This window comes from Massilia sp. DWR3-1-1 (assembly GCF_049898325.1).
Classification (GTDB): Bacteria; Pseudomonadota; Gammaproteobacteria; order Burkholderiales; family Burkholderiaceae_D; genus JAFCUW01.
The window spans coordinates 130,434-156,347 of sequence record NZ_JAFCXL010000011.1; the positions used below are offsets into that span (position 1 = coordinate 130,434).

General features: G+C 65.7%; 22 protein-coding genes. 11 read left to right on the forward strand and 11 right to left on the reverse strand.

Going from position 1 to position 25,914, the window contains the following annotated elements:
• The first annotated feature begins 55 nt into the window (after window positions 1–55).
• Window positions 56–2,362 carry a UvrD-helicase domain-containing protein gene (locus ACP7EY_RS13640; RefSeq protein ID WP_426194394.1) on the forward strand — a complete coding sequence of 769 codons (2,307 nt, stop codon included), beginning with the start codon at window positions 56–58 and terminating at the stop codon, window positions 2,360–2,362.
• Between the two features lie 70 nt (window positions 2,363–2,432).
• On the opposite strand, the gene ACP7EY_RS13645 is transcribed toward ACP7EY_RS13640, so the two are convergent.
• From ACP7EY_RS13645 to ACP7EY_RS13655, 3 genes are all read right to left on the reverse strand, one after another.
• Window positions 2,433–3,200, reverse strand: coding sequence for a BPSS1780 family membrane protein (locus ACP7EY_RS13645; RefSeq protein WP_426194396.1), 768 nt, complete (start codon window positions 3,198–3,200; stop codon window positions 2,433–2,435).
• Entirely contained in the window at window positions 3,197–4,156 is a 960-nt protein-coding gene (locus tag ACP7EY_RS13650; protein WP_426194398.1) for a homoserine kinase, read from the reverse strand. The genes ACP7EY_RS13645 and ACP7EY_RS13650 overlap by 4 nt, the downstream gene beginning before the upstream one ends.
• Window positions 4,157–4,262: 106 nt before the next feature.
• On the reverse strand, window positions 4,263–4,694 hold the full coding sequence (locus ACP7EY_RS13655) for a hypothetical protein (RefSeq protein ID WP_426194400.1): 432 nt from the start codon (window positions 4,692–4,694) through the stop codon (window positions 4,263–4,265).
• 210 nt (window positions 4,695–4,904) lie between these two features.
• On the opposite strand from ACP7EY_RS13655, the gene polA reads away from it, so the two are divergent.
• Window positions 4,905–7,655, forward strand: coding sequence for a DNA polymerase I (gene polA / locus ACP7EY_RS13660; RefSeq protein ID WP_426194402.1), 2,751 nt, complete (start codon window positions 4,905–4,907; stop codon window positions 7,653–7,655).
• 193 nt (window positions 7,656–7,848) lie between these two features.
• A complete protein-coding gene (locus tag ACP7EY_RS13665) occupies window positions 7,849–8,598 on the forward strand; it encodes a ZIP family metal transporter (RefSeq protein ID WP_426194502.1) in 750 nt (249 codons plus the stop codon).
• Here the strand turns inward: ACP7EY_RS13665 and ACP7EY_RS13670 are convergent, their stop codons facing one another.
• Genes ACP7EY_RS13670 through ACP7EY_RS13680 form a run of 3 tightly spaced genes read right to left on the reverse strand, consistent with a single transcriptional unit; the run spans window position 8,599 to window position 11,486 of the window.
• Window positions 8,599–9,435, reverse strand: a complete 837-nt coding sequence (locus ACP7EY_RS13670; protein WP_426194404.1) for a sulfurtransferase — start codon at window positions 9,433–9,435, stop codon at window positions 8,599–8,601.
• Window positions 9,436–9,445: 10 nt separating this feature from the next.
• On the reverse strand, window positions 9,446–10,369 hold the full coding sequence (locus ACP7EY_RS13675) for a DMT family transporter (protein ID WP_426194406.1): 924 nt from the start codon (window positions 10,367–10,369) through the stop codon (window positions 9,446–9,448).
• A gap of 1 nt (window position 10,370) precedes the next feature.
• The gene (locus tag ACP7EY_RS13680) at window positions 10,371–11,486 is read right to left on the reverse strand and encodes an aromatic ring-hydroxylating oxygenase subunit alpha (protein WP_426194408.1); all 1,116 of its coding nucleotides are present in this window, start codon (window positions 11,484–11,486) and stop codon (window positions 10,371–10,373) included.
• A gap of 418 nt (window positions 11,487–11,904) precedes the next feature.
• Here ACP7EY_RS13680 and ACP7EY_RS13685 point away from each other — a divergent pair, with 418 nt between their 5' ends.
• The 3 genes from ACP7EY_RS13685 to dxs are packed head-to-tail and all read left to right on the forward strand — an operon-like array spanning window position 11,905 to window position 14,951.
• Window positions 11,905–12,189 (forward strand): exodeoxyribonuclease VII small subunit, encoded by a 285-nt coding sequence (locus tag ACP7EY_RS13685; RefSeq protein ID WP_426194410.1) that lies wholly within the window; start codon window positions 11,905–11,907, stop codon window positions 12,187–12,189.
• Window positions 12,186–13,082, forward strand: a complete 897-nt coding sequence (locus tag ACP7EY_RS13690) for a polyprenyl synthetase family protein (RefSeq protein WP_426194412.1) — start codon at window positions 12,186–12,188, stop codon at window positions 13,080–13,082. Before ACP7EY_RS13685 ends, ACP7EY_RS13690 begins: the two co-directional genes overlap by 4 nt.
• Window positions 13,083–14,951, forward strand: a complete 1,869-nt coding sequence (gene dxs, locus ACP7EY_RS13695) for a 1-deoxy-D-xylulose-5-phosphate synthase (RefSeq protein ID WP_426194414.1) — start codon at window positions 13,083–13,085, stop codon at window positions 14,949–14,951.
• Between the two features lie 14 nt (window positions 14,952–14,965).
• Here the strand turns inward: dxs and ACP7EY_RS13700 are convergent, their stop codons facing one another.
• Window positions 14,966–15,517, reverse strand: a complete 552-nt coding sequence (locus ACP7EY_RS13700; protein WP_426194416.1) for a cob(I)yrinic acid a,c-diamide adenosyltransferase — start codon at window positions 15,515–15,517, stop codon at window positions 14,966–14,968.
• A gap of 74 nt (window positions 15,518–15,591) precedes the next feature.
• On the opposite strand from ACP7EY_RS13700, the gene ACP7EY_RS13705 reads away from it, so the two are divergent.
• Genes ACP7EY_RS13705 through glcF form a run of 3 tightly spaced genes read left to right on the forward strand, consistent with a single transcriptional unit; the run spans window position 15,592 to window position 19,405 of the window.
• A complete protein-coding gene (locus ACP7EY_RS13705) occupies window positions 15,592–17,073 on the forward strand; it encodes an FAD-linked oxidase C-terminal domain-containing protein (protein ID WP_426194418.1) in 1,482 nt (493 codons plus the stop codon).
• A gap of 22 nt (window positions 17,074–17,095) precedes the next feature.
• The gene (glcE, locus tag ACP7EY_RS13710) at window positions 17,096–18,181 is read left to right on the forward strand and encodes a glycolate oxidase subunit GlcE (protein WP_426194420.1); all 1,086 of its coding nucleotides are present in this window, start codon (window positions 17,096–17,098) and stop codon (window positions 18,179–18,181) included.
• A 3-nt stretch (window positions 18,182–18,184) separates the two neighbouring features.
• Window positions 18,185–19,405 (forward strand): glycolate oxidase subunit GlcF, encoded by a 1,221-nt coding sequence (gene glcF, locus ACP7EY_RS13715; RefSeq protein WP_426194422.1) that lies wholly within the window; start codon window positions 18,185–18,187, stop codon window positions 19,403–19,405.
• A 19-nt stretch (window positions 19,406–19,424) separates the two neighbouring features.
• Here the strand turns inward: glcF and ACP7EY_RS13720 are convergent, their stop codons facing one another.
• From ACP7EY_RS13720 to ACP7EY_RS13735, 4 genes are all read right to left on the reverse strand, one after another.
• Window positions 19,425–21,371 carry a hybrid sensor histidine kinase/response regulator gene (locus ACP7EY_RS13720; protein WP_426194424.1) on the reverse strand — a complete coding sequence of 649 codons (1,947 nt, stop codon included), beginning with the start codon at window positions 21,369–21,371 and terminating at the stop codon, window positions 19,425–19,427.
• A 134-nt stretch (window positions 21,372–21,505) separates the two neighbouring features.
• Window positions 21,506–21,988, reverse strand: coding sequence for a glutathione peroxidase (locus ACP7EY_RS13725; RefSeq protein WP_426194426.1), 483 nt, complete (start codon window positions 21,986–21,988; stop codon window positions 21,506–21,508).
• 102 nt (window positions 21,989–22,090) lie between these two features.
• A complete protein-coding gene (locus ACP7EY_RS13730; RefSeq protein ID WP_426194428.1) occupies window positions 22,091–23,227 on the reverse strand; it encodes a PilT/PilU family type 4a pilus ATPase in 1,137 nt (378 codons plus the stop codon).
• A gap of 4 nt (window positions 23,228–23,231) precedes the next feature.
• Window positions 23,232–24,275: a type IV pilus twitching motility protein PilT gene (locus ACP7EY_RS13735; RefSeq protein ID WP_426194430.1), complete on the reverse strand. Its 1,044-nt coding sequence runs from the start codon at window positions 24,273–24,275 to the stop codon at window positions 23,232–23,234.
• A gap of 92 nt (window positions 24,276–24,367) precedes the next feature.
• Between ACP7EY_RS13735 and ACP7EY_RS13740 the strand changes: the two genes are divergently transcribed.
• Entirely contained in the window at window positions 24,368–25,069 is a 702-nt protein-coding gene (locus tag ACP7EY_RS13740; protein WP_426194432.1) for a YggS family pyridoxal phosphate-dependent enzyme, read from the forward strand.
• Window positions 25,062–25,895, forward strand: a complete 834-nt coding sequence (gene proC, locus ACP7EY_RS13745; RefSeq protein WP_426194434.1) for a pyrroline-5-carboxylate reductase — start codon at window positions 25,062–25,064, stop codon at window positions 25,893–25,895. The genes ACP7EY_RS13740 and proC overlap by 8 nt, the downstream gene beginning before the upstream one ends.
• Window positions 25,896–25,914 lie beyond the last annotated feature (19 nt).

Below are 25,914 nucleotides of genomic sequence, written 5' to 3' on the forward strand. Positions count from 1 at the left end.
GCCGCGGCGGCGGCGTCCGCTACGGAACGCCCGCCTCTGCCGGTATAATGGCAGGATGCAGAAACTCCTCCACAACCTCAATCCCGAACAACTTGCCGCCGTCACCTTGCCGGCCCAGAGCGCCCTGATCCTGGCGGGCGCCGGCTCGGGCAAAACGCGGGTGTTGACCACGCGCATAGCCTGGCTGATCAAGACGGGCCAGGTGTCGCCGGCCGGCATCATGGCCGTCACCTTCACCAACAAGGCGGCCAAGGAAATGCTCACGCGCCTGTCGGCCATGTTGCCGGTGTCGACGCGCGGCATGTGGATCGGCACCTTCCACGGCTTGTGCAACCGCTTTCTGCGCACCCATTACCGCGACGCCGCCTTGCCGCAGGCGTTCCAGATTCTCGACTCGCAAGACCAGTTGTCGATGATCAAGCGCTTACTCAAAGCCAACAACGTCGACGATGAAAAATACCCGGCCAAGGCGCTGATGTATTTTATTAATGGCGCCAAGGACCAGGGGCTGCGCGCCAACAAGGTCGAAGCCTTCGACCCCATCGAGCGCAAGATGGTGGAGCTGTACGAACTGTACGACCAGCAATGCCAGCGCGAAGGCGTGGTCGACTTTGCCGAATTGCTGCTGCGCGCCTTCGAACTGCTGCAACGCAATCAGCCCCTGCGCGAGCATTACCAGCAGCGCTTCCGGCACATCCTGGTCGACGAGTTCCAGGACACCAATGATCTGCAATACGGCTTGCTGAAAATGCTGGCCGGTCACGGCACCAGCATCGGCGGCGCCCTGTTCGCCGTCGGCGACGACGACCAGAGCATCTACGCCTTCCGCGGCGCCAACGTGGGCAATATGAGCGCCTTCGAGCGCGAGTTCCGGGTCGAAAATCTGATCAAGCTCGAGCAGAATTATCGCTCGCATGGCCACATTCTCGACAGCGCCAACGTGCTCATCGCCAACAATACCAAGCGCCTGGGCAAGAACCTGCGCACCGATGCGGGGCACGGCGAGCAGGTACGCATCTACGAAGCCTCGTCCGACCTGGAAGAAGCGCAGTGGATCGTCGAAGAGAGCAAGAGCCTGGTGGCCGACGGCGCCTTGCGCCGCGACATCGCCATCCTGTACCGCTCGAATGCGCAGTCGCGCGTGATCGAACACGCCCTGTTCGCCGCCGGCCTGCCGTACACCGTGTATGGCGGTCAGCGCTACTTCCAGCGCGCCGAGGTCAAGAGCGCGATCGCCTACCTGCAGCTGATGGACAATCCCAATAACGATCAGGCATTTTTACGCGTGGTCAATTTCCCCACGCGGGGCATCGGCATGCGCTCGATCGAAACCTTGCAGGCGGCGGCCGAGCAGTACGGCATTTCCCTGTACGCGGCCGTGCCTTACGTGAGCGGCAAGTCCGGCTCCTCGCTGGGCGGGTTCGTCAAGCTGATCGAGGGCGCCCGGTTTGAAACGCAGCAACTGGCGTTGCCGGAAATGGTGCGCGTGGTGCTCGAGGCGAGCGGCTTGCTGATCCACTACGGCAAGGAAAAAGAAGGCGCCGACCGCATCGAAAACCTCGAGCAAATGGTCAACGCGGCCACCCAGTTCGTCCAGGAAGAGGGCTTCGGGCAGGGCGCACCGGCCCACCTGGGGCCGCCGGCCCAGCCGCAGGCCGGTCCCGGCGTCGTGTTCGGGGACGGCATCGACATTCTCGACGCCGACGCGCCCCTGGCGACCATCATGTCGCCCCTGTCGGCCTTCCTCTCGCACGCCTCGCTCGAAGCGGGCGACGCCCAGGCGCAGGCGGGCCAGGACGCCCTGCAGCTGATGACGGTGCACTCGGCCAAGGGGCTCGAATTCGACGCCGTGTTCATCACCGGCCTGGAAGAGGGCCTGTTCCCGCATGAGTCCAGCTCGCGCGAGCTCGACGGCGTCGACGAAGAGCGCCGCCTGATGTACGTGGCGATCACGCGCGCCAGAAAGCGCCTGTACATGAGCTTTGCGCAAACGCGCATGCTGCATGGCCAGACCCGGTATAACGCCAAGTCGCGCTTTTTCGACGAGTTGCCGGAAGAATCGCTCAAATGGCTGTCGCCCCGCGTGCAGTCGCACTGGTCCGGTAACCGCAAATCGGCCTGGGATGAACCGACCTTGAGCCTGTCCGGCTCCGACAACAAGATCGCCCAGGCGATTACCCAGAAGCAAACGGGCTCCGGCTGGCGCATCGGCGAGTCCGTTGCCCACGCCAAGTTCGGCGAAGGGGTGATCGTCAATATCGAGGGCAGCGGCAGCTCGGCGCGGGCGCAGATCAATTTTGGCCGCACGGGCATGAAGATGCTCGACCTGTCGGTTGCCAAGCTGGACCGGGTGGCCCGCTGAGCTGGCGCGCCAGCACACGCAAAGAAGCCGGGCGCATGCGCCCGGCTTTTTTTTGGGGATTGTTGGAGGGCTAGGGCTTGGCCAGGCTGACCGCTTTGCCGGGCAGCCCGAATATTTGCCGGTAGCTGGCAAACATGGCGCATTGCAGCAGCAGGATGAACAGGAAACCCACCCAGGCCATGACGACAAAACCGACCGCGGAGTTGCCCAGCACGGCGCGGGGGACGATGCTGATCAGCACGAACAAGCCCAGCCAGGCCATCAGCATCACCACGAACACGCGGGCCGAGCGCCACACGGCGAAAAAGCTGTAGAACAGCGCTTTCACGGGGGCCATGTTTTGCCAGGTGGCCAGCGGGGCGGCGAAGGACAGGGCGACGATGGCGAAAATCTGCACCACGCTGCACAGCATCAGCACGAACGCGTCGCCGCCGGTGATATTGCCCGGGGTAAGGGGGGCGCCGCGCAACACCGTGTCGCCCAGCACCAGCAAGCCGGGCAGGGTGGTCACGATCACCACCGCCAGGTAGGCCACGCCGATTTTGATCAGCTTGAACACCAGCGGCTTTTGAAAGCCCGTCAGCAGCACGGGCAGGGTGACGCGCTGCTTGTTTTCGATCAGCAGGCACGCTTGCATCAGCGCCATGCTGAACGAGGGAATGAGCAGCACGGCAACGAACTGGCCCAGCAGGGGAATGGCGTGCAGCAGCAGCACCAGTAACACATTGGCAAACAGCACCGTGGTCAGGGCGGCAGGTTGCTGGCGGAACAGGGTCATGCCTTGCTTGAGCCATAACCAGCCGGTCTTTGCGGTGATATTGGCGGGGGTGGTGCTCATTGACTTAACTCCGGTGCCGTGACGGCGATACGTTCGCGCAGGATGCGCTCGAAATGGGTGGGATCGTGCGGGGTCAGCAGTTCTGCCGCGCGCGGTTGGTGCCAGTCGACCAGCCGCGACAGCCAGAAGCGCAGGGCGGCGGCGCGCAGCATGGGCTGCCACAGGCGCCGTTCCGGGGCCGTGAACGGGCGCACGGCGTGATAGGCGTCGAGCATGGCGCGCACGCGGTCCGTGTCGAGCACGCCACTGGGCAGGTCCACGCACCAGTCGTTGACGGTGACGGCCAGGTCGAACAGCCAGCTGTCGCAGCCGGCAAAATAAAAGTCGAAAAAGCCCGTCAGGCGCGTGCCGTCGAACATCACGTTGTTGCGGAACAGGTCGGCGTGGATGGGGCCGTTCGGCAGGGCCGCGTAGTCGGCGCTGGCGGCGGTGGCCGTCTGCAGGCCCATCTCGCTGCGCAGCAGGCCGGCGCTGTCCTGGTCCATCAGCGGCAGCACCTGTGGCGTGGCCCAGGTCCACCAGGCCAGGCCCCGCAAGTTCGGCTGCTGCAGGGGAAAGTCGCGCGCTGCCAGGTGCATCTTCGCCAGCATGGCGCCGACGGCGGCGCAGTGCACGGGCGCCGGGTCCATCTGCGAACGGCCTTCGAGCTTGCTGACGATGGCCGTCGGCTTGCCGTGCAGGTTCGCCACCAGGGCGCCGGCGCGGGTGGCGACGGGCGCCGGCACCAGCACGCCGCGCTGTGCCAGGTGGCCCATCAGTTCGAGATAGAACGGCAATTGCGCGAAGCTGAGGTTCTCGAAGATGGTCAGGACAAATTCGCCGCTGTCCGTGCTGAGGAAGAAATTGCTGTTTTCAATGCCCGAAGCGATACCCTGCAGGGCGGTCGCTTTACCTAGGGGGAATTGCTCGATCCAGGGGGTGAGGTCGTCCAGGCTGACCGCGGTAAAAACTGCCATGTGCGAGCGATGAAGGGTTAGTAAATAAAAGGCGGGAAAGCCGGTGGGCAGGGTGTGCCAGGCCGGGCGGACGGTCGGCGACCGCCGCCCTGGCAGGGGCTTGGACTTACTTGACCGTCTGCGGTGGCGGTGCGTTGACGGTGGTGTCGGCACCGGCCGCTTCAGGATCGGATTTCTTTTTCTTGTTCATGTCGAATTCGAGCACCTTCCACTGGGGCGGCTGCACCGTGCTGCCCCCTTGCGCGTTCATCTCGGCGACCGAGCCGGGACGTACACCCTTCATGGTGTAATGGCTGCCGCCGGCGCTGACCTGGACTTCCTTGACGCGGCCGCCTTCCTTGGTTTGCGAGATTTTATTCTTGCTGCGGGTTTGCGGCGTGATGGTGACGGGCGTGTCGCTGCCCGGTTCGATGCGCTCGAGCTGCTGCTGCGGCGGTGCCGCGCTGGGGGTTTGCTGGGCCAGGGCGACCCCGGCCGTCACCAGCATACTGAGCAGAAAAGCGGTCTTGGTAGCAATCTTACGTGGGGTACGCGCCATGGTCGTTCGCCTTGAAATTCGATAAGCATCATTGTAACAAATCGACACCTGCGCTTCGTGCGCGCGTCGAATTGGTCCCTGTATGGATAGCATACAGGCTTGTAGGGGCCGGCGTTTTCTTCGAGCGGATGTGGCGGGCGATTCTGCGATAATGGCTGCCACTTTGCCGCCGCGGCGGCCATCCCGCTTCACTCTCATTTCAGTTCCATCATGCAAAATACCCTGCTGTTAGTCGACGGTTCCAGCTATCTCTACCGTGCGTTCCACGCCTTGCCCGACCTGCGCAGCGCCGAAGGCCATCCCACCGGCGCCATGCACGGCATGGTCAATATGCTGCGCCGTCTGCGCGCCGATTACCCGGCGGCGTTCATCGCCTGCGTGTTCGATGCCAAGGGCAAGACCTTTCGCGACGATATGTACCCGGAATACAAGGCCACGCGCGCGTCGATGCCGGACGACCTGCGCCTGCAGATCGAGCCCATCCACGAAGCCGTCAAGCACATGGGCTGGCCCATCCTGATGGTCGACGGCGTCGAGGCGGACGACGTGATCGGCACGCTGTCGGTGGCCGCCAGCAAGCTGGGCATGCACACCGTGGTGTCGACGGGCGACAAGGACCTGGCGCAACTGGTCAACGACAAGGTCATGCTGATCAACACGATGAGCAATGAAAAGCTCGACGAGGCGGGCGTGCTGGAAAAATTCGGCGTGCCGCCCAATCGCATCATCGATTACCTGACCCTGATCGGCGACACGGTCGACAATATTCCCGGCGTGAGCAAGTGCGGCCCGAAAACCGCCCTCAAGTGGCTGGCGGCGTATGACAGCCTCGACGGCGTGATGGAACACGCCGGCGCCATCGGCGGCGCCGTCGGCGAAAACCTGCGCCAGGCGCTCGCGTGGTTGCCGAAAGGGCGCGAGCTGATCACCGTCAAGATCGACTGCGACTTGAGCGCGCACATGCACTCGATCACGCAGTCGCTGGTGGCGCAGCCGGAAGACAAGGAAGCGCTGGCGGGCTTTTTCCAGCGCTTCGGCTTCAAAACCCTGCTGCGCGAAATCGTCGCCAATCCCGATGCGGGCCGCGCGCCGGCGCCGGCCCTGAACTCCCCCGAGGGCGACCAGTTTGCCGCGCCCGCCTTGCTGCCCCTGATCCGTGGCGACTACGACAGCGTCACCACGCTCGAGCAGCTTGAACACTGGCTGGCCCTGATCAACCAGGCGGCGCTGACCTCGATCGACACGGAAACGACCTCGCTCGAGCCGATGACGGCGCAGCTGGTGGGCATTTCCCTGTCCGTCGAGCCCGGTCACGGCTGCTACATCCCGCTGGCGCATCGCTACGCGGGCGTGCCGGAACAATTGCCGCGCGAGTTAGTGCTGGAAAAAATGCGCGCCTGGCTGGAAAACCCCGCCAAGCCGAAGCTGGGCCAGAACCTCAAGTACGACAGCCACATCTTCGCCAACCAGGGCATTACCCTGCGCGGCATCGTCGAGGACACCCTGCTCGAATCGTATGTGTTCGAGTCGCACAAGCCGCACGACATGGACAACCTGGCCCTGCGCCACCTGGGCTACACCACCATTGCGTTTAGCGAAGTGTGCGGCAAGGGCGTCGGCCAGATCTGCTTCGACCAGGTCGAACTGTCGCGCGCCACCGAGTATGCGGGCGAAGACGCCGACATCACCCTGCGCCTGCACCAGGCCATGAAGGGCCACGTCGAGAGCGATCCCAAGCTCGACTATATCTACCGCAAGATCGAGCTGCCCACCTCCGTGGTGCTGCACAAGATCGAGCGCAACGGGGTGCTGGTCGACGCCGACCTGCTCAACGTGCAATCGGCCGAGTTGGGCAAGCGCATCATGGAACTCGAGCAGCAAGCCTACGAGCTGGCCGGCGGCCCCTTCAACCTGGGTTCGCCCAAGCAGATCGGCGAGATTTTCTTCGTCAAGCTGGGCCTGCCGGTGATCAAGAAAACCCCCACCGGGGCGCCGTCGACGGACGAGGAAGTGCTGCAAAAGCTGGCCGAGGATTTCCCGCTGCCGAAAATTTTGCTTGAATACCGGGGCATGTCGAAACTGAAGTCGACCTACACCGATAAATTGCCGCGCATGGTCAACCGCGACACGGGCCGCGTGCACACCAATTACGCGCAGGCGGTGGCGGTGACGGGGCGCTTGTCGTCGAACGATCCGAACCTGCAAAACATTCCGATCCGCACCAAGGAAGGCCGCCGCATCCGCGAAGCCTTCATTGCCGGGCCCGGCAATGTGATCGTCTCGGCCGATTACTCGCAGATCGAACTGCGCATCATGGCCCATATCTCGGGCGACGAGGCAATGCTGCGCGCGTTCGCGCAAGGCGAAGACATTCACCGCGCCACCGCGGCGGAAATTTTCGGCGTGCTGGCGGCCGAGGTCGACAACGAGCAGCGCCGCTACGCCAAGGTCATCAATTTCGGCCTGATCTACGGCATGAGCGCCTTCGGCCTGGCCGGCAACCTGTCGATCGAACGCTCTGCCGCGCAGAACTACATCGACCGCTACTTCGCCCGCTTTTCCGGGGTGCGCCAGTACATGGAAGACACCCGCGTCCAGGCCAAGGCGCGCGGTTACGTCGAAACCGTGTTCGGCCGCCGCCTGTGGCTGCCGGAAATCAATTCGCCGAACGGCCCGCGCCGCCAGGGCGCCGAACGGGCCGCCATCAACGCGCCCATGCAGGGCACCGCGGCCGACCTGATCAAGCTGGCCATGATCGCCGTGCAGGACTGGCTCGAACACGATGGGCTGGCCACCCGCATGATCATGCAGGTGCACGATGAGCTGGTGCTGGAAGTGCCGGAGGGCGAACTGGCGCTGGTGAAAGTGAAATTGCCGGCGCTGATGGCGGGCGTGGCGAGCTTGCGGGTGCCGCTACTGGCCGAGGTGGGCGTGGGCAAGAACTGGGACGAGGCCCACTGACGGGGCGGCACGCTGGCAGGGCCGGCGCCATCGGCGCTGGACGTCGGACGAGTTCGTCTAAAAGTGCGACATCAGCGCGCAAACCGCCCCACGACGGGGATTTGACCCGGCCTGTGCAGTACAATGCGCGGTCGCCTGCGTGGCGGCGACCGTATCCACGAGGCTAAAAATCGATCCCGTTCTCATCTCCATCTTGCTGGCGACCACGCTTGCCGGCGTCGTCAGCATTACCGCCGCGGCGGTGTTTTCATTCACCTTCCTGTCGAAGATGGTCGAGCGCATGGTCAGCCTGTCGGTTGGCATCATGTTGTCGACGTCCCTGCTGCACGCCTTGCCGGAAGCGTTCGAATCGAAGGCCGATCCGCGCAGCCTGTTCGCCACCCTGCTGGGCGGGCTGCTGTGCTTTTTTTTGCTGGAAAAGCTGGCCATCCTGCGCCACTCGCACCACCACGAGGGAGACGGCCACCACCACGCCCACGGCCATGACGCCATCGAAGCGGGCCGCGCCGGCTGGATGATCCTGATCGGCGACGGCATGCACAATTTTACCGATGGCATCCTGATTGCCGCCGCCTTCCTGGCCGACCCGACACTGGGGCTGGTGACGGGCGTGGCCATCATCGCCCACGAAATTCCGCAGGAAATCGGCGATTTCATCGTGCTGCTCAACGCGGGATTTTCGCGCACGCGCGCCTATGTGTTCAATCTGCTGTGCAGCCTGCTGGCGGTGGCCGGCGGCCTGCTTGGCTACTTCACGCTCGACCGCGCCAGCGGCCTGATTCCCTACGTGCTGGTGTTTGCCGCTTCAGGCTTTATTTATATCGCCGTGAGCGACCTGATGCCGCAAATGCAGCGACGGGCGACGGTGAAGGAATCGGTACCGCAGGTGCTGCTGATCGGCCTGGGCGTGCTCATCGTGCTGTTCCTCACCGGCCGCCACTGATCAACCGCGGGCGACGGGGCGGGCCGGATCGGCGCTCCACTCGCTCCACGAACCGGGGTACAGGGCCGCGCCCGGCATGCCCGCCACCGCCAGCGCCAGCAGGTTGTGGCAGGCCGTCACCCCCGAGCCGCACTGCATGACGGCACGCGCCGGATCGCCCACCAGCGCCAGTTCCGCGCGCAGGGTCGCCGGGTCCTTGAAGCGTCCGTCGGCGGCCAGGTTGTCCTTGAAAAAACGGTTGATGGCGCCGGGGATATGCCCACCGACCGGGTCGATGGTCTCGTTTTCGCCGCGAAAACGGTCGGGTGCGCGGGCGTCGACCACGGTCAGCGCCAGCGTGTCCAGGTTGGCCAGCAGCGTGGCGGCGTCGACCGTGCCAACCAGGGCAGGGCGGGCCGTGATGGTGCCCGGCGCCTTCGCGGGCGGCGGCGCTGTCGTCAGTGCTGCCGTCCACGCGGGCAAGCCGCCATCGAGCACCGCCACCGCTTCGTGTCCGAGCGAGCGCAGCAGCCACCACAGGCGCGCCGCATACATGCCTGCGTGGGCATCGTAGGCGACGACCTGGGTGGCGTCACTGACGCCCCAGCGGCGCAGCAGCGCCAGCAAATCGGCTGGCGCTGGCAGCGGATGGCGGCCCTGGAAGACGCCGGCCGCATCGCGCTTCGGTCCCGACAGTTCGTGTTCCATGTCGGCAAACACGGCGCCGGCGATGTGGCCGGCCTCGTAGGCGGCGCGCCCGGCCGCCAGGTCCAGCAGGTCGTGGCGGCAATCGACGATGACGAGTTGGTCAGGGCTGTGGCTGGCCAATTCGCTGGCGCTGATCAAGGTGGTGAACATGGGCGTCTCCTCAGGTTTCGCTGGCGATGGGATCGGTTTTTTCGACCGCGGTGCCGCGCTCGGTGCTGCGGGTATTGTAATAGGTGACGGCCAGGCCGGAGCCGAGAATGACGGCCATGCCCAGCCAGACGTGCCAGCCGAAGCGGTCGCCCCACAGCAGCATGCTCCACAGGCTGGAAAAAATGATGCCCGTGTATTGCAGGTTGGCCACGACGAGCGTGTTGCCGACGGCATAGGCGCGCGTCATCGCCAGTTGCGCCAGGGTGGCCGACAGGCCCATCACCAGCAACAAGCCGCCACTGCGCCAGTCGAGCGCGTGAAAGGTGACGACGGCGGGATCGAAGGCGGTGGTGGCGCTGCCGGCCAGGCCGGCCGCCAGGTTGATGCATGCGAAGAAGAACACGACGCGGTATTCCGGCTCACCGAGCAGCGACAGTTTGCGCACCTGCAAGTATGCGGCCGCCGAGAACACGCCCGAGGCCAGCGTGGTGATCGCCCCCAGCCACTGGCGCGCTTCGAAGGCGGGCTGCAGCACCAGGGTGACGCCGACGAAGCTGCACAGGATCGCCGCCACCAGCGGCCAGGCGACGTGGTCTTTCGAGTGCCACCAGCCGGCGCAGAACAGGAAGGCCGCCATCCAGATGGGCGACATGTAATTGAGGGTGACGGCGGTGGCCAGCGGTAGTTTCGTAATGCCGTAAAACCACATCCACAGCGACACCACGCCCACCGTGCCGCGCCACAGGTGATCCTTGATATGGGCGGTGCGCAAGGTGCCGCCTTGCTGGCGCACCATCACGGCCAGCAGGACGACGCCGATCAGGCCCCGGTACATGACGATTTCGGCCACCGTGAAATGGTCGGAGGCCAGCTTGACGCAGGCCCCCATCACGGAAAACAGGAAGGCCGCAGCCAGCATCCACAGCGAGGCCACCCTAGCCGGCCCCGTCGGTCAGGTCGATCTTGCTGCGGTACCACTCGTGAAAATGCTGCATGCCGTCTTCCATCGGTGACTGGTAGGGGCCGCTCTCGCTGACCCCGCGCGCCAGCAGCGCGCGCCGGCCGGCATCCATGCGCAGGCCGATTTCATCGTCCTCCACGCAGGTTTCCAGGTAAGCGGCCCGCTCGGCTTCGACAAACTCGCGCTCGAACAGCACGATTTCTTCGGGATAATAAAACTCGACGACATTGCGGGTTTTCTGGGGGCCGTCCGGCCACAGGGTCGAAACGATCAGCACGTGCGGGTACCACTCGACCATGATGTTCGGATACAGGGTGAACCAGATGGCGCCCTTGTCGGGCGGCACGCCGCCGCGAAATTTCAGCACCTGCTCCTGCCACTTCTGGTAAATCTTCGAGCCCGACTGTTGCAAGCCGCGGTTCACGCCCACCGTCTGCACCGAGTAATCGCGGCCGAATTCCCAGCGCAGGTCCTCGCAACTGACGAAGCCGCCCAGGCCCGCGTGGAAGGGCTCGACGTGGTAATCCTCGAGGTAGACTTCAATAAACGTCTTCCAGTTGTAATTGCACGTTTGCACTTCGACATGGTCGAGCAGGTAGCCGGAAAAGTCGAAATCGGCCGTCACGGACAAGTTACCCAGTTGCTCCATGACGTGGTAGCCGTTCTGCTCGAACAGCAAGCCATTCCAGTTCTGCAGGGGCGTCTTCGACAGGTGCAAGCACGGCGTTTCGGCGAAATGGGGTGCGCCGATCAGTTCGCCCTTGAGGTCGTACGTCCAGCGGTGCAGGGGGCAGACGATGTTGGCGGCGTTGCCGCGGCCATTGAACATCAGCGCCTGGCGGTGACGGCAGACGTTCGACAGCACCTCGATGCCATCCTTGTTGCGCACCAGCATGCGACCCTCGTGCTCGGCGGGGAGAGTGGCGAAATCGCCCACATTGGGCACCATTAATTCGTGGCCAATGTAGCGCGGCCCGGCCTTGAACAGGGTCTGCAACTCGCGCTGCAACAGCGCTTCATCAAAATACACATCTACCGGAAGCTGCGCGCTTGGTCGCGCCAGCTTGGCGTGGGTAGCCAGATCGGACATCCCAACCCCCAATCAAAGTTGCATCGAATAAAGTCTCGAGCACAGCAAAAGAAGAAATCCAGGCGCCCTCTGCCGGGCTGCGCAGGACGGGTTTTCGGACAGAACCGGCGATTATACCTGCTAACGGACACAACAGTCTCCCCCGCATGCGGCAACACGGGTGGGTGGGGCGGCCAAAGCTTGATTGATCAACAATTTTTTGCAGTCGCACCACGGGACGGCGCGGCGCTTGCGATAAAATGCCTGTTTGGCCGCCATGGCAAGCTTGCCAACCGTGGTCACGAATACCCGGGATTGTTCTAGAATAAGGAATTGGACCGGCCGCCGCCGCCGAAGTTGCGCACACAATGTGCTCTTGCTTGCGCAAGACGCCGTGCGTGGCGCCGTTGGCGCGGCCGGTCCCCATCAAAAAGCACCTATGGCAAAGAAAATAATAGCCGATGACGCGCTCGCCCCCGGCGCCCCCGTCTCGTTCGAAGCAGCAATGGCGGAACTGGCGCAGCTGGTGAGCCAGATGGAATCGGGCACGCTGGCGCTGGAGGCGTCGGTGGCCGCGTATGCGCGCGGCGCCGAACTGGTCAAGTATTGCGCCGCCCAGCTGGAAAAAGTCGAGGCCCAGGTCAAGGTGATCGAGGGCGACATGCTCAAGCCGTTCGCGGCCGAGGCGCTGGCCGGCGCCGGCGTCGAAGGCGACGCCCCATGACCCTGATCGCCAGCTTCGATGGCTGGATGCAGACGGTGCAAACGCACGTCGAAGAGGCGCTCGGGCGTTACCTGCCCGCGGCCGCCAGCGAGCCGGCCCGCCTGCACGAAGCGATGCGCTACACGGTGCTGGGCGGCGGCAAGCGGGTGCGCCCGCTGCTGGTGTTCGCCGCCGGCGTCGTCAGCGGCGCCGAACTGGACGTGCTGGCGCGTGCGGCGGCCGCCGTCGAAATGATCCACGCCTACTCGCTGGTGCACGACGACATGCCGTGCATGGACGACGACGCCCTGCGCCGCGGCCAGCCGACCGTGCACATCGCCTACGACGAGGCGACCGCCCTGCTGGTGGGCGACGCCTTGCAGGCGCAGGCCTTCGAGGTGCTGGCCAACGACCCGCTGGTGCCGCCGGCGCGGCTGCTGGCGATGCTGCGCGTGCTGGCCGGCGCGGCCGGTTCGGCCGGCATGTGCGGCGGCCAGGCGATCGACCTGGCCAGCGTGGGCGTGAGCCTGACGCTGGCCCAGCTCGAGCGCATGCACCAGCTGAAAACGGGCGCGCTGCTCAAGGCCTCGGTGATGCTGGGTGCCTTGGCCGGCCGCCCCGTCACGGACGCCGAAAGCGCCGCCCTGGCCACCTATTCGAACGCCATCGGCCTGGCCTTCCAGGTGGTCGACGACGTGCTCGATGCAACGGCCGATTCGGCCACGCTGGGCAAAACCGCCGGCAAGGATGCCGCCGCCAACAAGCCGACCTACGTGTCGATCCTGGGGCTGGACGAATCGCGCGCATTGGCGCAAACATTGAGGCGGGACGCGCATGAGGCGCTCCTGCCATTTGGCGAACAGGGACGGCGTCTGCGCGAGCTGGCCGACCTGATCGTGCAGCGGAAAGCATAAATGAACTTGCTAGAGACTATCAATCAACCAGCCGAGCTGCGCAAGCTCGCGCGCACCCAACTGACCCCGCTGGCGGCCGAACTGCGCCAGTACCTGCTCGAATCGGTGGCCAGGACGGGCGGCCACCTGTCGTCGAACCTGGGCACGGTGGAGCTGTCGATCGCGCTGCACTACGTGTTCAATACGCCGTACGACCGCATCGTCTGGGACGTCGGCCACCAGACCTATTCGCACAAAATCCTCACCGGCCGGCGCGAGCGCATGCACACGCTGCGCCAGTTCGCCGGCCTGTCGGGCTTTCCGAAGCGAGACGAAAGCGAGTACGACACCTTCGGCACGGCCCACTCGTCGACCTCGATCTCGGCCGCGCTGGGCATGGCGCAGGCGGCCAAGATCAAGGGCGAGCACCGGCACGCCATCGCCGTCATCGGCGACGGCTCGATGACCGCCGGCATGGCCTTCGAGGCGCTCAACAACGCCGGCGTGCAGGAAGACCTCAATTTCCTCGTCATCCTCAACGACAACGACATGTCGATTTCGCCGCCCGTGGGCGCGCTCAACCGCTACCTGGCGCGCCTGATGTCAGGGCAGTTCTACGCCGCCGCCAAGAACGTCGGCAAGTCGGTGCTGCCGCCGCCCGTGCTGGAACTGGCCAAGCGCTTCGAAGAACATGCCAAGGGCATGGTGGTGCCGGCCACGATGTTCGAGGAATTCGGCTTTAACTATATCGGCCCCATCGACGGCCACGACCTCGACTCGCTCATCCCCACGCTGGAGAACATCAAGAAGCTCAAGGGGCCGCAGTTCCTGCACGTGGTGACCAAGAAGGGGCAGGGCTACAAGCTGGCCGAGGCCGAGCCGATCCTGTACCACGGCACCGGCAAGTTCAATCCCACCGAGGGCATCAAGCCGACCGCGGCCGGCAAGACCACCTACACCGAGGTGTTCGGCAGCTGGCTGTGCGACATGGCCGCCAGCGATGCGCGCCTGGTCGGTATCACCCCGGCCATGCGCGAAGGCTCGGGCATGGTGCGCTTCGAGCAGCAGTACCCGGACCGTTATTTCGATGTCGGCATCGCCGAGCAGCACGCGGTGACGTTCGCCGGCGGCCTGGCCACCGAGGGCATGAAGCCGGTGGTGGCGATCTACTCCACCTTCCTGCAGCGCGCCTACGATCAGCTGATCCACGACGTCGCCCTGCAAAACCTGGACGTGGTGTTCGCGCTCGACCGCGCCGGCCTGGTCGGCGCCGACGGCGCCACCCACGCGGGCAACTACGATATCGCCTACCTGCGCTGCATTCCCAACATGGTGGTGATGGCCGCGTCGGACGAAAACGAGTGCCGCCGCATGCTCACGACGGCGTTTCATTACAAGGGCCCCGCCGCGGTACGCTATCCGCGCGGCGCCGGCATTGGCGCGGCCATCGAAACCGGTCTCACCTCGATCGAGATGGGCAAGGGCGAAATTCGCCGCCAGGGCAGCAAGGTGGCCATTCTCGCCTTCGGCTCGATGGTGGCGCCGGCCAGCAAGGCGGGCGAGGAGCTCGACGCGACGGTGGCCAATATGCGCTTCGTCAAGCCGCTCGACATCGACCTGGTGCGCCAGCTGGCGGCCGACCACGATTTCCTGGTGACGGTGGAAGAGGGCTGCATCATGGGTGGCGCCGGATCGGCCGTGGCCGAGGCGCTGGCCGCCGAAGGCATCGTCAAGCCCCTGCTGATGCTGGGCTTGCCCGACCTGTTCATCGACCATGGCGACCCGGCCACCCTGCTGGCCGGGGTCGGGCTCGATGCGCGCGGCATCGCCGCCTCGATCACCAAGCGCTTCGGCGTGGGCGAGCCGCGGCTGGTGGTCAACAACGCCTGAAAGGGGGGAGCGCCTTAGCGCTTCCGTTCGTGCTGCCACAGCACGTCGCTGCCGCCGGCGAAGCGATTGAGCACGCGCGCCAGCACGAACATCAGGTCCGACAGCCGGTTCACATACTGGCGCGGATGGTCGTTGATCGTTTCCGTGTGGCCCAGCGTGACGATGGCCCGCTCGGCGCGCCGGCACACGGTGCGGCATACGTGGGCAATCGACGCCGCCCGCGAGCCCGCCGGCAAAATGAACTCCTGCAGCACCGGCAGGGTGGCGTTGTATTTCGCCAGCAGCGCGTCAAGCCGTTCGACGTGCGCTTCGGTGATCATCTGGTAGCCGGGAATGCACAGTTCGCCGCCGAGGTCGAACAGGTCGTGCTGGATGCTCACGAGTTCTTCGCGCAAGTCGTCCGGCATCGGCTCGCACAGCAGCAAGCCCACAAAACTGTTGAGTTCATCGACATCGCCCAGCGAGGTGATGCGGGCGCTGTCCTTTTGCGTGCGGCTGCCGTCGCCCAGCCCGGTGGTGCCGTTGTCGCCGGTGCGCGTGGCGATTTTCGATAGCCTGTTTCCCATGATGCGTTCCTGTATTTTTTGGTGTTGAAGAAGGCCGAGGATACGGCAAAACCAACATCCAGTACAATCAGTGCATGTCCGAATCCATCGCCATCGATCCCCTCCGCCGCCAGCAGGTCGCCGACGCCCTGCGCGCCGCCTTGCCGGCCCGCGTCGTCCTGTCCGATCCCGAGGACACCCGCCCCTACGAGTGCGACGGCCTGGCCGCCTATCGCCAGTTGCCGATGGTGGTCTGCCTGCCCGATTCGGAAGACCAGATCCTCACCATCCTGGCCATCTGCCGCGACCTGAAGGTGCCGATCGTGCCGCGCGGCGCTGGCACCGGCCTGTCGGGCGGTGCGCTGCCGCTGGCCGACGGCGTGGTGCTGTCGACGGCGCGCCTGAACCGCATCGTGCGCATGGAACCCCATTCGCGCAGCGCCGTCGTCCAGCCCGGCGTGCGCAACCTGGCCATCTCCGAGGCGGCCGCCATCCACGGCCTGTACTACGCGCCCGACCCGTCCTCGCAGATCGCCTGCACCATCGGCGGCAACGTGGCCGAAAATTCGGGCGGCGTGCACTGCCTCAAATACGGCCTGACCGTGCACAACGTGCTGCGCGTGCGCGTGGCCACCATCGACGGCGACATCATCGAACTCGGTAGCGAGGCGCTCGACGCTCCCGGCCTCGACCTGCTGGCCGTGTTCATCGGCTCCGAAGGCATGCTCGGCATCGTCACCGAGGTCACCGTCAAGCTCGTGCCCAAGCCGGCCGCCGCGCGCGTGATCATGGCTTCGTTCGGCGACGTCGTCACCGGCGGTAACGCGGTGGCCAGCGTGATCGCCGCCGGCATCATCCCGGCCGGCCTGGAAATGATGGACCGCACCTCGGCGCGCATGGTCGAGCCCTTCGTCAAGGCCGGCTACGACATCGACGCCGCCGCCATCCTGCTGTGCGAGGCGGACGGCACCCACGAAGAAGTCGAAGAAGAAATCGCCCGCATGACTGCGGTGCTGGAAACGGCCGGCGCGAGCGCCATCTCGGTGTCGCAAACGGACGCCGAGCGCATGAAGTTCTGGTCCGGCCGCAAGAACGCCTTCCCGGCGGCGGGCCGCATTTCGCCCGACTACTACTGCATGGACGGCACCATCCCGCGCAAGCGCCTGGCCGAGGTGCTCACTGGCATCGAGCTGAGGGAAGCCGAATACGGCCTGCGCTGCGCCAATGTGTTCCACGCCGGCGACGGCAACCTGCACCCCCTGATCCTGTTCGACGCCAACCAGCCCGGCGAATTCGACCGCGCCGAAGCGTTCGGCGCCGCCATCCTGGCCCTGTGCGTGGCCGTCGGCGGCACCATCACGGGCGAGCACGGCGTCGGCAAGGAAAAGATCAACTCCATGTGCGTGCAATTTACCCGCGCCGAACTGGACGCCTTCTTCGCCGTCAAGCGCGCCTTCGATGTGCCCTTCCTGCTCAATCCCGACAAGGCCATCCCCACCCTGAACCGCTGCGCCGAATTCGGCAAGATGCGCGTTACCGCCGGCTTGCTGCCGTTTGCGGACCTGCCCCGTTTTTAACGTACCGAAGGAAATCGTCCCCGTGCAGCAGATCGACTCATTGCGTCAACAGATCCTGGCCGCGGCCGCCGACCAGCGCCCCTTGCGCATCCGCGGCGGCGGCACCAAGGACTGGTACGGCGGCGCGCTGGCCGGCGACATCCTCGACATGCGCGCGCTGTCGGGCATCATCGATTACGAGCCGACCGAACTGGTGATCACCGCCCGCAGCGGCACCCCGCTGGCCGAGATCGAGGCGGCGCTGCGCGAGCGCAACCAGATGCTGGCCTTCGAGCCGCCCCATTTCGGTCCCGCCGCCACGCTGGGCGGGGTGGTGGCGGCCGGCCTGTCCGGCCCGCGCCGCGCCAGCAGCGGCGCCGTGCGCGACTTCGTGCTGGGCGCGGTGCTGATGGACGGAGGCGGCGAGGTGCTCAATTTCGGCGGGCAGGTGATGAAAAACGTCGCCGGCTACGATGTCTCACGCCTGCTGGCGGGCTCGATGGGCATGCTCGGCGTGATGCTCCAGCATTCATTGAAAGTGCTGCCGCGCCCCGTGTGCGAGGCCAGCGTGCGCTTTGCCAGCAGCGAGATCGACGCCATCGCCCGCCTCAACGCCTGGGGCGGCCAGCCGCTGCCGCTGTCGGCCAGTTGCTGGCATGACGGCGTGCTGACGGTGCGCCTGTCGGGCGCCGGCGCGGCGGTCGACGCCGCCCTGCGCGCGTTTGGCGGCGAGCAGCTCGATGCCGACGCCGCCGACGCCTTCTGGGCCGACGTGCGCGAACAGCGCCATGCCTTTTTTGCCGATGCCGACGCCGGCGGGGGCGCGCTGTGGCGCCTGTCGGTGCCCTCCGTCACCGGGGCGCTGGTGATGGGTGGCGCGCAGCTCATCGAATGGGGCGGCGCGCTGCGCTGGCTGAAAGTGGCGGCCGGCGACGACGCCGCGCGCGCGGCCAGCATCCGTGCCAGCGTGCGCGCCGCCGGCGGCCACGCCACCTTGTTCCGCAAGGGGCCGGGCAGCAGCGGCGTGCCCGTGTTCGAGCCGCTCGCCCCCGCCATCGCCCGTATCCACGCGCGCCTCAAGCAGGCGTTCGACCCTGCCAACATTTTCAATCCCGGACGGATGTTCTGATCCATGCAAACCAATCTCGCCGATTTCATGAAGGGCACGGCCGATGGCATCGAAGCCGAATCGATCCTGCGCGCCTGCGTCCACTGCGGTTTTTGCACGGCCACCTGTCCGACTTACCAGATTCTTGGCGATGAGCTCGACGGCCCGCGCGGGCGCATCTACCTGATCAAGCAGGTGCTCGAAGGGGCCACGCCAACCCGCAAGACCCAGCTGCACCTGGACCGCTGCCTGACCTGCCGCAACTGCGAAAGCACCTGTCCGTCGGGCGTCAAATATGGCCGCCTGATCGACATCGGCCGCCGCGTGGTGGACGAGCGGGTGCCCCGTCCGCCCATGGAACGGCTCACCCGCACGGCGCTCAAGGCGTCGTTGCCGCGCGCCTGGGTCTTCAAGCCGGCCTTCAAGGCGGGCCAGCTGGTGCGGCCCCTGCTCTCGCCGTCCCTGCAGGACAAGCTGCCCAAGACGGCGCCGGCGGGCCTGTGGCCCAGCCGCGTCCACGCGCGCAAGATGCTGGTGCTCGATGGCTGCGTGCAGCCGTCGATGGCGCCCAACATCAACGCCGCCACCGCGCGCGTGCTCGACGCCGTGGGCGTGCAACTGGTGGTCGCGCCCAAGGCGGGCTGCTGCGGCGCGCTGCGCTACCACCTGAACGACCAGGACGCGGCGCTCGACGACATGCGCCGCAACATCGACGCCTGGTGGCCGCTGCTCGACCAGGTCGAGGCGATCGTCATGACCGCCTCCGGCTGCGGCGTCACCGTCAAGGAATACGGTCACCTGCTGGCGCACGACGCCGCCTACGCGGCCAGGGCGGCGCGGGTGTCGCTGATGACGCGCGACCTGTCGGAAGTGATGCCGCAGTTCGAGGCCGAACTGGCGGGGCGGCTGGCCGGCAAGGCGGGCAAGCGGGTGGCCTGGCATCCGCCGTGCACCCTGCAGCACGGCCAGCAGATCCGCGGCAAGGTCGAAGCGCTGCTGCGCGCCGCCGGCGTCGACGTCGTGCTGTGCGCCGACAGCCACCTGTGCTGCGGCTCGGCCGGCACGTATTCGGTGCTGCAACCGGAATTGTCGAAAGCGCTGCGCGAGCGCAAGCTGGCCAGCCTGGCCGCCACCGGCGCCGACGAAATCGTCTCGGCCAATATCGGCTGCCTGACCCACCTGCAGGCGGGCACCAGCACCCCTGTCACCCACTGGATCGAACTGATCGACCGCATGCTGGCCTGAGGCGGCCGGCGCAAGGGGGTCAGCGGCGCGGTACCACCTGGGCCAGCAGCTGCGCCAGCTGGTCGATGTCGACCGGCTTGGTCAGGTGATGATCGATGCCCGCCTGGCGGCTGATGGCGCGGTCGGCCGGGCTGCCATAGCCGGTGACGGCGATGATGGTGGCGTCGACGCCGCCCGGCATGGCGCGCACGGCGCGCGCCAGCTCGTAGCCGCTCAGGTCGGGCAGGCCGATGTCGAGCAAGAATACATCGGGCCAGCTGCGCCCCGCATGGCAGAGGGCATCGACGCCATTGAACGCCAGCGCCACCTGGTGGCCGGCCTCGGCCAGCAGCATGCCCATCATCTCGGCGGCGTCGCGGTTGTCGTCGACGATCAGCAGCCGCAGCGGGGCCGGCGCGATGCTTGCCGGCGCCGGTGGCTCGCCCCTGTCGGCGATCGCGCACTCGCCCGACGACAGCGGCAGGCTGACCACGAATTCACTGCCCATGCCCTTGCCCGCGCTGCGCGCGCGCACCTGGCCGTCATGGCGTTCGACCAGGGTTTTTACCAGCGCCAGGCCCAGTCCCAGGCCGCCGGCGGTGCGGTCGGACGAGCGGTCGGCCTGGCTGAACAGAGTGAACGCGTTGGCCAGCGTGCTCGCATCCATGCCGATGCCGTTGTCGCTGACGCTGATGCAGGCGCGGCAGTCGGCGCACTCGAGGCGCAGATTGATGGTGCCGCCATCCTGGGTGTACTTGGCGGCGTTGTTGAGCAGGTTGACCAGCACCTGCACCAAGCGCTTGTCGTCGCCCTCGACGCAGACGGGGCCGGGCGCGATCTGCAGGTTCAGGTGGTGGCGGTGCTGCTCGATCATGGGGCGCGCCTGTTCGACGGCATCGACGATGATGTGCTTGAGTTCGATGCGTTGCATGTCCAGCGACACCAGGCCCTGGGTGACGCGGGCGGTGTCGAGCAGGTCGTCGAGCAGGCGGTTCATGTGGCGCGCCTGGCGGTCGATCACGGCGCCGGCCCGTTGCGTCATGCGCTCATTGGCCCCGCCCAGCGCCAGCAACTGGGCGGCGGCGCTGATCGGCGCGAGCGGGTTGCGCAGTTCGTGCGCCAGCATGGCCAGAAATTCGTCTTTTTTGTGAGCGGCATCGCGCAGCGTTTCCGTCAGCGCCATGCGCTCGGAAATGTCGTCGACGATGCCGAGCAGGCGCGGGTGGGAGTCGGGGCGCAGCGCGCTGCGGTAGCAACTGCCCTGCATGGTGATCCAGTGGACGCTGCCATCGTGCCAGCAGATGCGGCTGTCGAAGTGCAGGGTGGCGCAGTTGGCCAGGGCGAAGTCGAACACGCTGGCCACGCGGGCCCGGTCGTCCGGGTGAATCCGCGCCAGCAGCGCAGCCAGGTTCCACGAAGGCGCCCCCGGCGGGTGGCCGAAACAGGCGTCGAAACGCTCATTGTGCAGCCAGGCGCCCGTGACCAGGTCGATTTCCCATTCGCCCAGCCGGGTCGCGGCCAGCGTGAACTGCAATCGCGCGGCCGTTTCCAGATCATGGTCGATCGCCTCGCGCAGCGCCGACATGTCGCGCGATACCGCCAGCAGGCGCTCGACCGTGCCGTCCGCCGCCAGCATGGGGGTGAGCACCACGTCCCACCACCTGAGGGTACCCCTGGCGGTCGGGCAAAGGGCGTCGAAGCGCTCCACGCGCCCGGTCAGGGCGCCGGCAATGGCCGCCAGCACGGTGGGGCGGGCCGCTTCCGGCCACAGATTGGCCCAGCTGGTGCCGTAGAACTGGCCGACGTCGTCGATTTCGAGGGCGCTCTGGCCGTTGCGGTTCATCGCCAGCAGATTGCCGTCGGGCGCGATCAGCTTGATGCAGTCGGGGCTTTGCTCGAAGGCCCAGTCCAGGCTGACGGGCGCGGTGCAGGATCCAGGGTGCTGATCGGTTTGATCAGGGGGGGCAGCGTGAAGGGGGGCTTCCATGTACAGCGCTTTGCGATAACAACATGGAAAGATAATACCTGACGGCATCGGCCACGCGATTGAAATGGTCGCAAATTACCAATCGTACTTTACACGCGTTTACTGATAGTAAGTTTAATCCGGGCCCCGGCGCCTCAGGCGGCGGCCAGCGCGGCGATGTCTTTCAGCAATGCCGCTGGCGTGGTGGTGGGCGCGTAGCGTTTTACCACCGTGCCGTTGCGGTCGACCAGGAACTTGGTGAAATTCCACTTGATCGCTTGCGTGCCCAGCAAGCCCGGCGCATCGTGCTTGAGCTGTTTGAACAGGGGGTGGGCGTGGGCGCCGTTCACGTCGACCTTGGCGAACAGGGGAAAGCTGACGCCGAAGTTTTTTTCGCAAAAGGCGCCGATCTCCTGCTCAGAGCCTTTTTCCTGGGCGCCGAACTGGTTGCAGGGAAACCCGAGCACCTCCACGCCCTGGTCGCGGAACTGCTGGTAGAGCGCTTCGAGGCCCTTGTACTGGGGCGTGAAGCCGCAGGCGCTGGCGGTATTGACGATCAACAGCACCTTGCCCTTGTACTGGGCCAGGTCGACCGCTGCGCCGGCCAGCGAGGTGGCGCTGTGTTCATAGATCGTCATCAGGGGCTTTCCAGGGATGGCGGCGCCGGCCGCGGGATCGGGCTGAAACGCTGCTGCGCTGCAATGATAGCTGAATGACAGCTTAATGACAGCGCAAGGACCTTAGACGATGCCCAGGTGCTCGGTGCCGGCCGACAGGTCGCGGTTCTTCGCATCCTTGCCCTGCAATTTGATGGCCAGCCGCAGATCGTTGACGGAGTCGGCATTGCGCAGCGCGTCTTCGTAGCTGATTTTATCGGCCTCGTGCAGGTCGAACAGGGCCTGGTCGAAGGTCTGCATGCCCAGTTCGCGCGACTTCTTCATGATTTCCTTGATCTCGTGCACCTGGCCCTTGAAGATCAGGTCGGAAATCAATGGCGAGTTGAGCATGATTTCAATGGCCACCACGCGCCCTTTCGATGCCTTGCGGGGAATCAGGCGCTGCGACACCATGCCCTTCAGATTGAGCGACAGGTCCATCAATAGTTGCGCCCGGCGCTCTTCGGGGAAGAAGTTGATGATGCGGTCGATCGCCTGGTTCGAACTGTTGGCGTGCAGGGTGGCCAGGCACAAGTGGCCCGTTTCGGCGAAGGCGATGGCGTGTTCCATCGTTTCGCGGTCGCGGATTTCGCCGATCTGGATCACGTCGGGCGCCTGGCGCAGCGAGTTTTTCAGGGCTGCTGCGAAGCTGTCCGTGTCGACCCCCACTTCGCGCTGGGTGATGACGCAATTCTTGTGGGGGTGCACGAACTCGACGGGGTCTTCGATGGTGATGATGTGGCCGTAGCTGTGCTCGTTGCGGTAGCCCACCATCGCCGCCATCGTCGTCGACTTGCCCGAGCCGGTGGCGCCCACCATGATCACCAGGCCCCGCTTGGTCATGATGATGTCCGACAGGATGGCCGGCAACTCCAGGTCGGCCAGCTTGGGAATGGTGGTGGTGATGGTGCGCAGGACCATGCCCACGCAGCTCATCTGGACGAACGCCGACACCCGGAAGCGACCCAGTTCGCCGGGGCTGATGGCGAAATTGGCTTCTTTCGACAATTCAAAGCCGGCCGTCTGCTTGTCGTTCATGATGGAACGGGCCAGGTCGGCCGTGTGGGCGGCCGTCAGCGGCTGGCTCGACACGGGCGTCATCTTGCCGTCGATCTTGATGGCCGGCGGAAAGCCGGCGGTGATGAACAGGTCCGAGCCGCCCTTGCTGGTCATCAGCCGGAGCAGGTCGAACATGAATTTTGAGGCCTGGTCGCGTTCCATTGTCTTACCCGGGGAAATTGTCTGGCGTTTTCGCCGCGGAACGGGCGGCGCTGTTGGAAATGATGTTGCGGCGTACCAGGTCGGTCAGGTTCTGGTCCAGCGTCTGCATGCCGACATTCGATCCCGTCTGGATGGCCGAATACATCTGGGCGATCTTCGACTCGCGGATCAGGTTGCGGATGGCGGGCGTGCCGATCATGATTTCGTGCGCCGCCACGCGGCCCGTGCCATCCTTGGTCTTGAGCAGGGTCTGCGACACCACCGCCTGCAGCGACTCCGACAGCATGGCCCGCACCATTTCTTTTTCATCGGCGGGGAAGACGTCGACGATGCGGTCGATGGTCTTGGCCGCCGACGAAGTGTGCAAGGTGCCAAACACCAGGTGGCCCGTTTCGGCCGCCGACAGGGCCAGCCGGATCGTTTCCAGGTCGCGCAGTTCGCCCACCAGGATGCAGTCGGGGTCTTCGCGCAGGGCCGAGCGCAGGGCGTTGTTGAACGAGAGCGTGTGCGGCCCCACTTCGCGCTGGTTGATCAGGCATTTTTTCGAATCGTGGACGAACTCGATGGGGTCTTCGATGGTGAGGATGTGGCCGTACTCGTTTTCGTTGAGGTGGTTGACCATGGCCGCCAGCGTCGTCGACTTGCCCGAACCGGTGGGGCCCGTCACCAGCACCAGGCCGCGCGGGCGCATGGCCAGGTCGGCAAAAATGCGGGGCGCGTTGAGGTCTTCGAGCGACAGGATTTTCGATGGGATGGTGCGCAGCACGGCCGCCGCGCCCCGTTCCTGGTTGAAGGCGTTGACGCGAAAGCGCGCCAGGCCGGGAATGGCGAAGGAAAAATCGCATTCGAGCATTTCCTCGTACTGCTTGCGCTGGCCGTCGTTCATGATGTCATAGATCATGCCGTGCACATCCTTGTGCTCGAGCGGCGGCAAATTGATGCGCCGCACGTCGCCGTGCACGCGGATCATGGGCGGCAGGCCGGACGACAGGTGCAGGTCGGACGCCTTGTTCTTGACGGAGAATGCGAGTAATTCGGAGATGTCCATTTATAATCCTTGAGCCGTGAAAATGGGCGCGTTCGGCAAGTATGCGCGTAAGCATCACCTCGGTCCGCTTTTAATTGCCACCTGACAAGATTATGTCCACAATCGCCCACAAACTGCAAGCTGTCGATTCAACCATCCAGGCCGCCTGCGCGGCCGCCGGACGTCCCCGCGGGGCCGTGCAATTGCTGGCCGTTTCCAAGACCTTCGGCGCCGATGCCGTGCTCGAGGCGATCGATGCGGGCCAGCACGCGTTCGGCGAAAACTACCTGCAGGAAGCGCTCGACAAGATCGCCGCCGTGGCCGCGGCCCGTCCCGGCACGGCCGTCGAATGGCATTTTATCGGTCCCATCCAGAGCAACAAGACGCGCCCGCTGGCCACCGGGTTTGACTGGGTGCACACGGTCGAGCGCCTGAAAATCGCCCAGCGCCTGGCCGAACAGCGGCCGGCCGGCTTGTCGCCCTTGAATGTGTGTTTGCAGGTAAATATTAGCGGCGAGGCCAGCAAGAGCGGGGTGGCGCCGGCCGAGCTGGCCGCGCTGGCGCAGCAGGTGGCCGCCTTGCCGCAACTGGCATTACGGGGGCTGATGGCGATTCCCGAGCCGGACACCGACGTCGCCCGGCAACGCGCCGCGTTTGCGCAGGTGCGCGCCCTGTTCGACCAATTGAACCAGGACGGCTTTGGCCTCGACACCTTGTCGATGGGCATGTCGGCCGACCTGGGCGCCGCGATTGCCGAAGGCGCCACCATCGTGCGCGTCGGCAGCGCCATTTTTGGAGCACGCAACTATGCATGAAGAACGGGGACTGCGATTGACCTTCATTGGCGGCGGCAATATGGCCGCCGCCCTGATCGCCGGCCTGGCCGGGCCCATGACGGCGGGCAGCAATATCCACGTGGTCGACCCCAATCCGGCCCAGCTGGCGCGGCTGGCGGCCAGCTTTGGCGTGAGCACGGCGGCGGCCATCGACGAGCGCGTGGCGGCCAGCGATGTCATCGTGCTGGCGGTCAAGCCGCAGCAGATGCGCGAGGTGGCGGCGGCCCTGTTGCCCCACCTGGGCGGGCAGCCGTTGCTGCTGTCGATCGCCGCCGGCATCCGCAGCGCCGACCTGTCGCGCTGGCTCGGTGGCTATCGCACCATCGTGCGCAGCATGCCGAACACGCCGGCCCTGATCGGCCAGGGCATCACCGGCATGGTGGCGCCGGCCGGCCTGTCGGCCAGCCACCACGAGGCGGCCGGGCGCATCATGGGCTCGGTGGGCCAGACCGTCTGGCTGGACGACGAAAGCCTGATCGACCCGGTGACGGCGGTGTCGGGCAGCGGCCCGGCCTATGTGTTTTTCTTCATCGAGGCGATGCAGCAGGCGGCGCTGGAGCTGGGCTTGTCGCCCGAGCAGGGCAAGCAGCTGGCGCTGGCGACGTTTACGGGGGCGGCGCAACTGGCGGCGCAGTCGCCCAATGAGGTGGCGGTGTTGCGCGAACGGGTGACCTCGAAGGGCGGCACCACCTATGCGGCCTTGCAGAGCATGGAGCAGGCGGGCGTGAAAGAGGCGATCGTGCGCGCCATCAAGGCGGCGGCGGCGCGCGGGGTGGAACTGGGCGCCGAACTGGGCCGGGACTGAGGGGGACGGCACCGCGTGG